This window comes from Streptomyces atratus (genome assembly GCF_014648655.1).
In the GTDB taxonomy this organism is placed as follows: domain Bacteria; phylum Actinomycetota; class Actinomycetes; order Streptomycetales; family Streptomycetaceae; genus Streptomyces; species Streptomyces atratus.
The window spans coordinates 43,631-56,132 of the sequence record NZ_BMRN01000005.1 but is presented as its reverse complement, the minus strand read 5'-3'; the positions used below and the strand labels follow the sequence as shown (position 1 = coordinate 56,132).

Sequence of the window (12,502 nt, the reverse complement as noted above, 5' to 3'; positions counted from 1 at the left end):
TCCAGGCGTAGCCGCTCTCACCAGCGCTCAGGCCCGCCCCTTCCCGATGTACGGGAGGCGGCGGGCCTCCGCGTTTCCCCGGGGCCAGGCAGGGGCCCGGACAGCCGCCCCGGCGTCCCCGGCCGGTCCGCAGGCCCGCTCGCCAGCGCCCTGGCCACCGCCGCGTCCAGATCCAGTCGGCCACCCGCACGCAGGCCCGATTCATAGGGGCCGTCGCCCAGCTCCCGGCGGGCCAGCTCCTCGCACCGGGCACGCGGCTGCCCGTAGTACGCCGAACCGAACAGAGGCAGCCCCACCGACGGCCAGATCCGGTCGGCGGCCCCCTGCAGCACCGCCGCCTCCGCCGCATCCCCCTCGACCGCCGTGACCAGTGCCAGCAGCTCCAGGGCGAGCACCGAGCCGAGCAGGTCGTGGAAGGCGCGGCCGATCGTCAGGGACTCCCCGAGCAGCTCCCGGGCCCGGCCCGGCCGGCCCCGTTGCAGCGCCGCGAAGGCCAGTACATACAGCGCGTACGCGAGGGCCCACCGCTCCCCGTGGTCCTCGCAGATCTCCCTGACCTCTTCGCAGATCGCGGCCGCGCCGTCCAGATCCCCACGGAACCCGACCGCCATCGCCAGCTCGATCCGGGCCATCAGCACATTGCTGTTCAGCTCGCCGAGCTCCCGATAACGGCCGAGCGCGTCGTCCAGCAGTTCCTGCGCACCGGCCATGTCGTCCGTGACGAGCGCCAGACATCCCATCCGGTGCACCGCGTACGCGAGCGCCGTGGGGTCGTCGGTACGGGCGGCCTCGTCCCGGCACTCCTGCAGCGCGCAGACCGCTCCGACCGGGTCGCCCTGCAGCACGGCCACATGTCCGAGCACCCACAGCGCCTTCAGTCGCGAGGAGTCGTACGGTGTCTCCTCCTGGCAGCCGCCCGGCAGCCAGCACCCGCAGCAGCGGGGACCGACGCAGCAGCTCCCGCACCAGCTCCGCGCAGGCGTCCACCAGATGCTCGAAGCCATCGATCACCAGGAGGAGTTGGCGCCCGGCAAGATGTTCGACGAGTGTCGTGCGGGGCGGTCTGCTGGTGTGATCGGTGAGCCCCAGGGCGTCGGCCAGCGCATGTTCCAGCAGCCCGGGATCGTGGATGGCGGACAGCTCCACCATCCGGACCCCGTCGCAGTACCGTTTCTCCATGAGCGTCGCGATCTTGATGGCGCAACGGGTCTTGCCCACCCCGCCGCGCTGCGGGCGTCGCATGAAACACGCAGAGTACTGGTACGGAATCTCTCCGTAAAATCTCCTTATGGCGACTGCGGTCCTTGCCGCCGGTAATGCGGTACAGGGCGCGACCACCGGCGCGATAGGCTCGGGAGACGACGATCGGCTGTTGCGACAGCGGTCGCCGGACCTGGCAGATACAGGCAGAAACAGACAGTACAGAGACAGCGACAAGCTAGAGAGCGGTGCACTGTGTCCGGTGGAGAGGTGGCCGGGATTCTGGTGGCCGTCTTCTGGGCGATCCTGGTTTCGTTCCTCGCCGTCGTACTGGTGAGGCTGGCCCAGACGCTCAGGGCGACCACCAAGCTCGTGGCGGACGTGACCGAGCAGGCGGTCCCACTGCTTGCCGACGCCTCCGCCACCGTGCGCTCCGCGCAGACCCAGCTCGACAAGGTCGACGCGATCGCCACGGACGTCCAGGAAGTCACCTCGAACGCCTCGGCGCTCTCCACCACTGTCGCCTCGGCCTTCGGCGGTCCGCTCGTCAAGGTCGCCGCGTTCGGTTACGGGGTACGGCAGGCCATCGGCCGCAAGACCGATCCCGAACCGGAACCTGCCCGTCGGCCGGCTCGTCGTACGGTGATTGTCGGCCGCACCGTGCCTGCCGCGCGCGGCAGGAAGCGCAACGGCAGTAACTCCCGCGGATCGAAGGACTGACGCAGCGATGTTCCGCCGTACGTTCTGGTTCACCGCCGGCGCCGCCGCCGGCGTCTGGGCCACCGCCAAGGTCAACCGGAAGCTCAAGCAGCTGACCCCCGAGAGTCTCGCGGCGCAGGCCGCGGACAAGGCGATCGGGACGGGCCACAAACTCAAGGACTTCGCTCTGGACGTCCGCGAGTCCATGGCTCGGCGCGAGGCCGAACTGGGCGAGGCGCTGGGCCTGGAGGCACCGGTCGACCCCGGCCTCCCCGTACGGCGTCATTTCGCCGTCGAGGCGGCCGAGCACGTCGGACCGGACAGGTCCCTCGAAGCCACCAACTACCGCAAGCTCCCCTACAACTCGTACAACCGGAATGAGGACCACTGATGGAGTCGGCTGAAATTCGTCGCCGCTGGCTGAGCTTCTTCGAGGAGCGCGGTCACACCGTCGTCCCTTCGGCGTCGCTCATCGCGGACGACCCGACTCTGCTCCTGGTCCCCGCGGGCATGGTCCCCTTCAAGCCGTACTTCCTCGGCGAGGTCAAGCCGCCCGCCCCGCGCGTCACCAGCGTGCAGAAGTGCGTCCGTACGCCGGACATCGAAGAGGTCGGCAAGACCACCCGGCACGGCACGTTCTTCCAGATGTGCGGCAACTTCTCCTTCGGTGACTACTTCAAGGAAGGCGCCATCAGCTACGCCTGGGAGGCTCTGACGAGCCCCGTGGCGGACGGCGGCTTCGGTCTCGACCCCGAGCGACTGTGGATCACGGTCTATCTGGACGATGACGAGGCCGAGGCCATCTGGCGCGACAAGATCGGCGTACCGGCCGAGCGCATCCAGCGCCTGGGCAAGAAGGACAACTTCTGGTCCATGGGCGTCCCCGGTCCCTGCGGCCCCTGCTCCGAGATCAATTACGACCGCGGCCCCGAGTTCGGCGTCGAGGGCGGCCCGGCCGTCAACGACGAGCGCTACGTGGAGATCTGGAACCTGGTCTTCATGCAGTACGAGCGGGGCGCCGGTGACGGCAAGGAGGACTTCCCGATCCTCGGTGACCTGCCGTCGAAGAACATCGACACGGGCCTGGGCCTGGAACGCCTCGCCATGATCCTGCAGGGCGTACAGAACATGTACGAGACCGACACCCTGCGTGTCGTCATGGACAAGGCCACCGAGCTGACCGGTGTCCAGTACGGCGCCGACCACGGTTCGGACGTCTCGCTCCGCGTGGTCGCCGACCACATCCGTACCTCCGTGATGCTCATCGGCGACGGCGTCACCCCCGGCAACGAGGGCCGCGGCTATGTGCTGCGCCGCATCATGCGCCGCGCCATCCGCAACATGCGCCTGATGGGTGCCACCGGCCCCGTCGTCAAGGACCTGGCCGACGTCGTGATCGACACCATGGGGCAGCAGTACCCGGAGCTGATCACCGATCGCAAGCGCATCGAGACCGTCGTCCTCGCCGAAGAGGCCGCCTTCCTCAAGGCTCTCAAGGGCGGCACCAACATCCTCGACACCGCCGTCACCGAGACCAAGGCCGCCGGCGGCAAGGTCCTCGCCGGCGACAAGGCGTTCCTGCTCCACGACACCTGGGGTTTCCCGATCGACCTCACCCTGGAGATGGCTGCCGAACAGGGCCTCTCGGTGGACGAGGACGGCTTCCGCCGCCTGATGAGGGAGCAGCGGGAGCGCGCCAAGGCCGACGCCAAGGCCAAGAAGACCGGCCACGCCGACCTGTCCGCCTACCGCGCGGTCGCCGACAACTCCGGCATCACCGAGTTCACCGGCTACACCGCCACCGAGAGCGAGTCGACCATCGTCGGCCTGCTCGTGGACGGTGTGCCCTCGCCCGCCGCCACCGAGGGCGACGAGGTCGAGGTCGTCCTGGACCGCACCCCGTTCTACGCCGAGGGTGGCGGGCAGCTCGCCGACCAGGGCCGGATCCGGCTCGACAGCGGCGCCGTCATCCAGGTGCGCGACGTGCAGCAGCCCGTCCCCGGCGTCTCCGTCCACAAGGGCTCGGTGCAGGTCGGCGAGGTGACCGTCGGCGCCTGTGCCTACGCCGCCATCGACAACACCCGCCGCCGCGCCATCGCCCGTGCCCACAGCGCCACGCACCTCACGCACCAGGCGCTGCGCGACGCCCTCGGCCCGACGGCCGCCCAGGCCGGTTCGGAGAACTCGCCGGGCCGCTTCCGCTTCGACTTCGGCTCGCCCGCCGCCGTGCCCGGCACGGTCCTCACCGACGTCGAGCAGAAGATCAACGAGGTCCTTTCCCGCGAACTCGACGTCCAGGCCGAGGTCATGTCGATCGACGAGGCCAAGAAGCAGGGCGCCATCGCCGAGTTCGGCGAGAAGTACGGTGAGCGGGTCCGGGTCGTCACCATCGGTGACTTCTCCAAGGAGCTCTGCGGCGGTACGCACGTCCACAACACCGCCCAGCTGGGTCTGGTGAAGCTGCTCGGCGAATCGTCCATCGGTTCCGGTGTGCGCCGTATCGAGGCCCTCGTGGGTGTCGACGCGTACAACTTCCTCGCCAGGGAGCACACGGTCGTCGCCCAGCTCCAGGAGCTGGTCAAGGGTCGTCCCGAGGAGCTCCCGGAGAAGATCGCCGGAATGCTCGGCAAGCTGAAGGACGCCGAGAAGGAGATCGAGAAGTTCCGCGCGGAGAAGGTCCTCCAGGCCGCCGCCGGACTGGTCGATTCCGCCAAGGACGTACGGGGCGTCGCCCTGGTCACCGGGCAGGTCCCCGACGGCACCTCGGCCGACGACCTGCGCAAGCTCGTCCTCGACGTCCGCGGACGCATCCAGGGCGGCCGCCCGGCCGTCGTGGCCCTGTTCACCACGGCGGGCGGCCGCCCGCTGACCGTGATCGCCACCAATGAGGCCGCCCGTGAGCGCGGACTCAAGGCCGGCGACCTGGTCCGTACGGCCGCCAAGACCCTCGGCGGCGGTGGCGGCGGCAAGCCGGACGTCGCTCAGGGCGGCGGCCAGAACCCCGAGGCCATCGGCGCCGCCGTGGCCGCTGTCGAACGCCTCGTCACCGAGACGGCGTGACGGCGGGGATGACGCAGATGCGCCGCGGTCGTCGTCTCGCGATCGACGTCGGGGACGCCCGGATCGGGGTCGCCTCGTGCGACCCCGACGGGATCCTCGCCACGCCGGTGGAGACCGTTCCGGGACGCGATGTCCCGGCGGCCCACCGGCGGTTGGGGCAGATCGTCGAGGAGTACGAGCCGATCGAGATCATCATTGGCCTGCCGAGGTCTCTGGGTGGCGGTGAAGGTCCCGCCGCCGCCAAGATCCGGATCTTCGCCCAGGAGGTCGCCCGCTCGGTCGCGCCCATTCCGGTGCGACTTGTGGACGAGAGGATGACCACAGTAACGGCCAGTCAAGGACTGCGCGCCTCGGGCGTGAAGTCCAAGAAAGGCCGTTCCGTCATCGATCAGGCTGCCGCTGTGGTGATCCTTCAGAACGCTCTGGAGTCCGAACGGGCGTCGGGTAAAGCCCCGGGCGAGGGCGTCGAAGTGGTTGTCTGATCGCGATACGGTAACGTTCCGCGCGATGCGGCGGTGTTCGAACAAACACCGCACAGCAAAGAGGCGGAAGTTCGTCTCGCGTCTCTAGGGGATCGATGACTGAGTATGGCCGGGGCCCCGGCTCCGAACCGTGGCATCCCGAGGACCCCTTGTACGGGGACCAAGGATGGGGAGGACAGCAGTCTGCCCACGGCCAGAACCAGTACGGCGGCCAGCAGCAGCCCTACCCCCAGGATCCGTACGCGCAGCAGCAGCCGCAGCAGCAGGACCCGTACGCTCAGCAGGACCCGTACGCGCAGCAGCAGCCGTACCAGCAGCAGCCCGCGTACGGAGTCCCGCAGGACCCGTACCCGCAGCAGCAACCCCAGCCCCAGCAGCCCCAGTACGACAACGTTGGTTGGGACACCGGGCAGCAGTCCGTCGCGGCGCCCTACGACGCCCAGCAGGCCGACCCGTACGGCGGTCGGCAGGCCGGCTACGGCGAGACGCATGACTACTACAGCACGCCGGAGGCCTACCCGCCGCCGCAGCCCCCGGGCCGCCGCGAGGCCGTTGCCGAGCAGGCCCCCACGCAGAGTCCCGACTGGGACCCGGAGGTCCAGCCGGAGGAGACCCACCCCTTCTTCACGGGCGCCGACGACCGCGGCGACGGCGATGGCGAGCACGACGACGACCCGCGCGAGTCACGCCGTGGCGGTCGCGGTGGCAACGAGCGCCGGGGCGGCAAGGGGAAGAAGAAGAGCCGCAGCGGCGTCGCCTGCCTGGTCGTCGCGGTGGTCCTGGTCGGTGGCCTCGGCGGAGTGGGCTATGTCGGTTACTCGTACTGGCAGGACAAGTTCGGCGCGGCGCCCGACTACACCGGAACGGGCACCGGCGAGGTCGAGGTCGAGATCGAGAAGGGCGCCCTCGGCTACGACATCGGCAACATCCTGAAGCAGAAGGGTGTTGTCAAGAGCGTCGACGCGTTCGTCGCCGCGCAGAACGAGAACCCCAAGGGCAGGTCGATCCAGGCAGGCGTCTATCTGCTCCACGAGAAGATGTCCGCGGCCGAGGCCGTGAAGATGATGGTCGACCCGAACAGCCAGAATCTTCTGGTGATCCCCGAGGGTTACCGCAATGTCGACATCTACGGGATGGTCGACAAGAAGCTGCGCCTCAAAAAGGGAACGACCAAGGGAATTGCCACGTCCAAGGCGTCCGACCTCGGTTTGCCCGACTGGGTGAGCAACGACAAGGACATAAAGGACCCGCTGGAAGGATTCCTTTACCCCGCCGCCTATCCGGTCACCAAGGAAACCAAGCCGGAGACGATCCTGAAGAAGATGGTCTCCCGCGCCAACGAGGAGTACAGCAAGCTCGACCTCGAGGGAACGGCCAAGAAGTACAAGCTGGACGGTCCCTGGCAGGTCCTCACTGTCGCCAGCCTGGTACAGGCGGAGGGCCTCACACACGACGACTTCCGCAAGATGGCTGAAGTCGCGTACAACCGCTTGAAGCCGGACAACACGGTCACGAACCGTAAGCTTCAATTCGACTCCGCATTCAATTACCTCAAGAACCAGAGCAAGATCAAGATCGGATCGAGTGAGATCCTGAGCAATCCGGACCCTTACAACACCTATTACCACGAGGGTCTTCCGCCGGGTCCGATCAGCAATCCGGGCGACGAAGCCCTGCGGGCAACGCTCAATCCCACTGGTGACGGGTGGATGTTCTTCATCTCGCTCGACGGCAAGAAGACCGAGTTCACCAAGACGGCCGCCGATCACGAGAAGCTCAACAAGAAGTTCAAGGAACAGCATGGCCTCGACTGACGGACGCCGACGGGCGGCCGTGCTCGGCTCGCCCATCGCCCACTCGCTCTCCCCGGTGCTGCACCGGGCCGCGTACGCGGAACTCGGCCTCTCCCAGTGGTCGTACGACCGCTTCGAAGTGGACGAGGCGGGGCTGCCCGGCTTCATCGAGGGGCTCGACGCCTCGTGGGCCGGCCTGTCGCTGACCATGCCGCTCAAGCGCGCGATCATCCCGCTGCTGGACTCCATCAGCGAGACCGCGTCCTCGGTGGAGGCGGTCAACACGGTCGTCTTCACCGATGACGGCCGAAGGACCGGCGACAACACCGATATCCCCGGCATGATCGCCGCGCTGCGCGAACGCGGTGTGGAGAAGACCGACTCCGCCGCCGTCCTCGGCGCCGGAGCGACCGCTTCCTCGGCGCTCGCCGCGCTGTCCGAGATCTGTACGGGACCGGTCACCGCATACGTCCGCAGCCGGGAACGGGGCCAGGAGATGCGCGGCTGGGGCGAACGTCTCGGCGTCGACGTCCGGATCTCCGACTGGACGGAGGCCGAACAGGCGCTGCACGCCCCGCTGGTCATCGCCACCACTCCGGCAGGTGCCACGGACGCGCTGACCGATGCCGTACCGGATCGGCCCGGCACGCTCTTCGACGTGCTCTACGAGCCCTGGCCGACCGGACTCGCGGCCACTTGGGCGGCCCGTAGCGGCGCAGTCGTCGGAGGTCTCGACCTTCTGGTGCACCAGGCCGTCCTCCAGGTCGAGCAGATGACGGGACACTCGCCCGCCCCGCTCGCGGCGATGCGGCAGGCCGGCGAAGAGGCGCTGGCCGCACGCTGACCACGCGCATGTGCGGGCCCCGATCCGTCCGTCTGCTGGACCGGCGGCCGGTTCGGGTGCCCGAGCGTGGGAGGATCGAAGGCGGCGGGCCAGGGCCGCGCACCCGGTCGCGCCGTTGCAGTTTCAGGCGCGAGCATGAGGAGCACCGTTGAGCAGGTTGCGCTGGCTGACCGCAGGGGAGTCGCACGGCCCCGCACTGGTGGCGACGCTGGAGGGTCTTCCCGCCGGCGTCCCGATCACCACGGAGATGGTGGCGGACGCACTGGCCCGGCGGCGGCTCGGCTATGGCCGCGGCGCTCGCATGAAGTTCGAGAAGGACGAGGTCACCTTCCTCGGCGGGGTACGCCACGGGCTGACCATGGGCTCCCCGGTCGCCGTCATGGTGGGCAACACCGAATGGCCCAAGTGGGAGCAGGTCATGTCGGCCGACCCGGTCGACCCCGACGAACTGGCCGCGCTGGCCCGTAACGCCCCGCTGACCCGCCCCCGCCCCGGCCACGCCGACCTCGCCGGCATGCAGAAGTACGGTTTCGACGAGGCCCGGCCGATCCTGGAGCGCGCCAGCGCCCGGGAGACCGCGGCCCGCGTCGCGCTCGGTGCCGTCGCGCGGTCGTACCTCAAGGAGACCGCGGGTATCGAGATCGTCAGCCACGTCGTCGAGCTGGCGGCGGCCAAGGCGCCCTACGGCGTCTACCCCACACCCGCGGACGTCGAGAGGCTCGACGCCGACCCGGTGCGCTGCCTGGACGCCGACGCGAGCAAGGAAATGGTCGCCGAGATCGACCAGGCCCACAAGGACGGCGACACCCTCGGCGGTGTGGTCGAGGTGCTGGCGTACGGCGTGCCCGTCGGCCTCGGCTCGCACGTGCACTGGGACCGCCGTCTCGACGCCCGGCTCGCCGCGGCCCTGATGGGCATCCAGGCCATCAAGGGGGTCGAGGTCGGCGACGGCTTCGACCTGGCCCGGGTCCCCGGCTCCAAGGCGCACGACGAGATCCTGGTCACCGAGGACGGCATCAAGCGCGCCTCCGGCCGCTCCGGCGGCACCGAGGGCGGTCTGACCACCGGCGAGCTGCTGAGGGTCCGCGCCGCGATGAAGCCCATCGCGACGGTGCCGCGCGCACTCGCCACCGTCGACGTCGTCACCGGCGAACCCGCCAAGGCCCACCACCAGCGCTCCGACGTCTGTGCCGTGCCGGCCGCGGGCATCGTCGCCGAGGCGATGGTCGCCCTGGTCCTCGCCGACGCCGTCGCGGAGAAGTTCGGCGGCGACAGCGTCCCCGAGACCCACCGCAACGTACAGTCGTACCTCGACCACCTCCAGATCCGATGAGCGGCCCGCTGATCGTCCTCGTCGGCCCGATGGGCGTCGGCAAGTCCACGGTCGGTGAGCTCCTCGCCGACCGGCTCGGCACCACCTACCGGGACACCGACGCGGACGTCGTCGCCACGGCCGGCAAGCCGATCCCGGAGATCTTCTACGACGACGGTGAGGAACACTTCCGCGAGCTGGAGCGACAGGCGGTGCACACCGCCGTCGCCGAGCACACGGGTGTCCTCTCCCTCGGCGGCGGCGCCGTGCTCGACGAGACGACCCGCGCGCTGCTCGCCGACCACCCTGTCGTCTATCTCTCGATGGACGTGGAGGAGGCCGTCAAACGGGTCGGCCTGAACACTGCCCGCCCGTTGCTCGCAGTCAACCCGCGCCGGCAGTGGCGCGAGCTGATGGACGCCCGCCGCCATCTGTACACCGAGGTGGCCCGGGCGACCGTCGCCACCGACGAGCGCACCCCCGAAGAGGTCGCCCAGGCGGTCCTCGACGCACTGGAACTGCCGGAGCGCACGGGCGACCCCGTCACCCCCGGCGTGGAGAACACACGTATGACCGAGCAGGGCCCCACCCGTATCCAGATCGCCGGCACCGCGGGCACCGACCCGTACGAGGTGCTGGTCGGCCGGCAGCTCCTCGGCGAGCTGCCCACGCTCATCGGCGACCGTGCCAAGCGGGTTGCCGTACTGCACCCCGAGGCGCTCGCCGAGACCGGTGAGGCGGTCCGTCAGGACCTCGCCGAGCAGGGCTACGAGGCCATCGCGATCCAGCTGCCGAACGCCGAGGAGGCCAAGACCGTCGAGGTCGCGGCGTACTGCTGGAAGGCGCTCGGGCAGACCGGCTTCACCCGCACCGACGTCATCGTCGGCGTCGGCGGCGGGGCCACCACCGATGTGGCCGGGTTCGTCGCGGCGAGCTGGCTGCGCGGGGTGCGCTGGATCGCTGTACCCACGACCGTGCTCGGTATGGTCGACGCGGCCGTCGGCGGCAAGACGGGCATCAACACCGCCGAGGGCAAGAACCTCGTCGGCGCCTTCCACCCGCCAGCCGCGGTCCTCTGCGACCTCGCCGCCCTGGACTCGCTGCCCGTTCACGACTACGTCAGCGGCATGGCCGAGATCATCAAGGCCGGCTTCATCGCCGACCCGGCGATCCTCGACCTGATCGAGGCGGACCCGGAAGGTGCCCGTACGCCCGCCGGACCGCACACCGCCGAGCTGATCGAGCGCTCCATCCGGGTCAAGGCCGAGGTCGTCTCCAGCGACCTCAAGGAGTCCGGCCTGCGCGAGATCCTCAACTACGGTCACACCCTCGGCCACGCCATCGAGAAGAACGAGCGCTACAAGTGGCGCCACGGCGCGGCCGTCTCCATCGGGATGGTCTTCGCCGCCGAGCTCGGCCGGCTGGCCGGCCGCCTCGACGACGCCACCGCGGACCGGCACCGGGCGATCCTGGAGTCCGTCGGACTGCCGCTCACCTACCGCGGTGACCAGTGGCCCAAGCTGCTGGAGAACATGAAGGTCGACAAGAAGTCCCGCGGCGACCTGCTGCGCTTCATCGTCCTCGACGGCCTCGGCAAGCCCACCGTGCTGGAGGGCCCCGACCCGGCAGTGCTGCTCGCCGCCTACGGGGAGGTGTCGGCGTGACCCGCCGGGTCCTCGTCCTCAACGGGCCGAACCTCGGCCGCCTCGGCTCCCGCGAGCCCGATGTGTACGGCGCCACGTCGTACGCCGGACTCGTCGAGACCTGTCAGGCCCTCGGTAAGGAGCTCGGCTTCGATGTCGACGTCCGGGAGACCAACGACGAGGGCGAGCTGATCCGCTGGCTCCACGAAGCCGCGGATGGTTCAATTCCGGTCGTTCTCAACCCGGGGGCCTTCACCCACTATTCGTACGGAATGCGGGATGCGGCGGCCCAGCGCACCGCCCCGCTGATCGAGGTGCACATCTCGAACCCGTACGCACGGGAGGAATTCCGCCACAATTCCGTGGTCGCGCCGGTCGCCACGGGGACCGTGGCCGGATTCGGCATCGGCTCCTACCGCCTCGCTCTGCGCGCCCTCGCGGACGAGTTGACCGACTGACGGACCGGTGCACCGGACGGCCGACCGGCCGACCGGGCACCGTGGACCGTCCCCGACCGTTCCCTCAGTGGCGGCCGGGGACGGTACGGTTGCCGTTCCACCAGCGCCAGTTGCCTGTACGAGACGGAGTGGCACCGGATGCAGCACGCAGTGGGGGCCCCGCTGCCGCCGCCCCAAGGCCCCGGAAGCGGACCTGTCGGCTGGACGCACCAGGCCCAGCACCCCGGACCGCCGGGGCCGCCGCCCACCACCCCTCCCACGCCCCGGGGCTGGAGCGGACCCGCCCCGCAGCACGCCCCGGCGCCTGTCTCCAGGGAGACCACCGGGCACATCCAGTTGCCGCCCGGCGGGCCCGTCCCGCTGCCTGCGCCGCCCGCCGAGCCCGGCACCGGCAGCGCGACCCTCGCCGTTCTCCTGATCGGCCCCGCGGGCGCGGGCAAGACCACCGTGGCCAAGCTCTGGGCCAGTCGCCGCCGGGTTTCCACGGCTCACGTCAGCCTCGACGACGTCCGCGAATGGGTCTGCTCCGGCTTCGCCGACCCCCAGGCCGGGTGGAACGACCACTCCGAGGCCCAGTACCGTCTCGCCCGTCGCACCTGCGGTTTCGCCGCCCGCAACTTCCTCGCCAACGGGATCTCCTGCATCCTGGACGACGCCGTCTTCCCGGACCGGCCGGTCGTCGGCCTCGGCGGCTGGAAGCGCCATGTCGGCCCCGGACTGCTCCCCGTCGTTCTGCTGCCCGGCCTGGAGATCGTGCTGGAGCGCAACGCCGCCCGCAGCGGGAACCGCCGCCTCTCGGACGAGGAGGTCGCCCGCATCCACGGCCGGATGGCCGGGTGGTACGGCTCCGGACTGCCGATCATCGACAACTCGACGTACGACGTGGAGACCACCGCCCGTGTCCTGGACGACATACTCGCCCGCTCCATAGCCAGCCCCCCGGCCTGGTGAACCGCCATCGGGCGGTGTTCCCGGTCCGGTGAAGGGCCCGGCCGCGGCCCCCGGTCGGAT

The 12,502-nt window shown here is 69.9% G+C and carries 11 protein-coding genes and 1 pseudogene; 11 read left to right on the top strand and 1 reads right to left on the bottom strand.

Translation table 11 applies throughout. From position 1 onward, the window contains the following. Positions 1–17: 17 nt before the first annotated feature. Positions 18–1,004, bottom strand: a pseudogene (locus IEZ15_RS10240) (regulator); the annotation flags it as partial. On the opposite strand from IEZ15_RS10240, the gene IEZ15_RS47655 reads away from it, so the two are divergent. The 11 genes from IEZ15_RS47655 to IEZ15_RS10190 all read left to right on the top strand — a co-directional run bounded on the left by IEZ15_RS47655 (position 991) and on the right by IEZ15_RS10190 (position 12,442). After that, on the top strand, positions 991–1,317 hold the full coding sequence (locus IEZ15_RS47655) for a hypothetical protein (RefSeq protein ID WP_408906986.1): 327 nt from the start codon (positions 991–993) through the stop codon (positions 1,315–1,317). The pseudogene IEZ15_RS10240 and the gene IEZ15_RS47655 overlap by 14 nt on opposite strands. A gap of 153 nt (positions 1,318–1,470) precedes the next feature. Next, positions 1,471–1,920: a DUF948 domain-containing protein gene (locus IEZ15_RS10235; RefSeq protein ID WP_189276423.1), complete on the top strand. Its 450-nt coding sequence runs from the start codon at positions 1,471–1,473 to the stop codon at positions 1,918–1,920. A gap of 7 nt (positions 1,921–1,927) precedes the next feature. Next, positions 1,928–2,290 carry a DUF6167 family protein gene (locus tag IEZ15_RS10230; protein WP_114243506.1) on the top strand — a complete coding sequence of 121 codons (363 nt, stop codon included), beginning with the start codon at positions 1,928–1,930 and terminating at the stop codon, positions 2,288–2,290. Continuing rightward, positions 2,290–4,959 (top strand): alanine--tRNA ligase, encoded by a 2,670-nt coding sequence (gene alaS, locus IEZ15_RS10225; protein ID WP_189276024.1) that lies wholly within the window; start codon positions 2,290–2,292, stop codon positions 4,957–4,959. Before IEZ15_RS10230 ends, alaS begins: the two co-directional genes overlap by 1 nt. An 8-nt stretch (positions 4,960–4,967) precedes the next feature. Continuing rightward, a complete protein-coding gene (gene ruvX / locus IEZ15_RS10220; RefSeq protein ID WP_189276022.1) occupies positions 4,968–5,441 on the top strand; it encodes a Holliday junction resolvase RuvX in 474 nt (157 codons plus the stop codon). Between the two features lie 95 nt (positions 5,442–5,536). After that, positions 5,537–7,255: an endolytic transglycosylase MltG gene (mltG, locus tag IEZ15_RS10215; protein ID WP_189276019.1), complete on the top strand. Its 1,719-nt coding sequence runs from the start codon at positions 5,537–5,539 to the stop codon at positions 7,253–7,255. After that, entirely contained in the window at positions 7,242–8,078 is an 837-nt protein-coding gene (locus IEZ15_RS10210; RefSeq protein ID WP_114243502.1) for a shikimate dehydrogenase, read from the top strand. Before mltG ends, IEZ15_RS10210 begins: the two co-directional genes overlap by 14 nt. A gap of 148 nt (positions 8,079–8,226) precedes the next feature. Then, entirely contained in the window at positions 8,227–9,411 is a 1,185-nt protein-coding gene (aroC, locus tag IEZ15_RS10205; RefSeq protein ID WP_114243501.1) for a chorismate synthase, read from the top strand. Further along, a complete protein-coding gene (gene aroB, locus IEZ15_RS10200) occupies positions 9,408–11,054 on the top strand; it encodes a 3-dehydroquinate synthase (RefSeq protein WP_189276017.1) in 1,647 nt (548 codons plus the stop codon). The genes aroC and aroB overlap by 4 nt, the downstream gene beginning before the upstream one ends. Further along, positions 11,051–11,491 (top strand): type II 3-dehydroquinate dehydratase, encoded by a 441-nt coding sequence (gene aroQ, locus IEZ15_RS10195; RefSeq protein ID WP_114243499.1) that lies wholly within the window; start codon positions 11,051–11,053, stop codon positions 11,489–11,491. Before aroB ends, aroQ begins: the two co-directional genes overlap by 4 nt. A 138-nt stretch (positions 11,492–11,629) precedes the next feature. Then, positions 11,630–12,442, top strand: coding sequence for a Pro-rich N-terminal domain-containing protein (locus IEZ15_RS10190; protein WP_114243498.1), 813 nt, complete (start codon positions 11,630–11,632; stop codon positions 12,440–12,442). Positions 12,443–12,502: the final 60 nt, after the last annotated feature.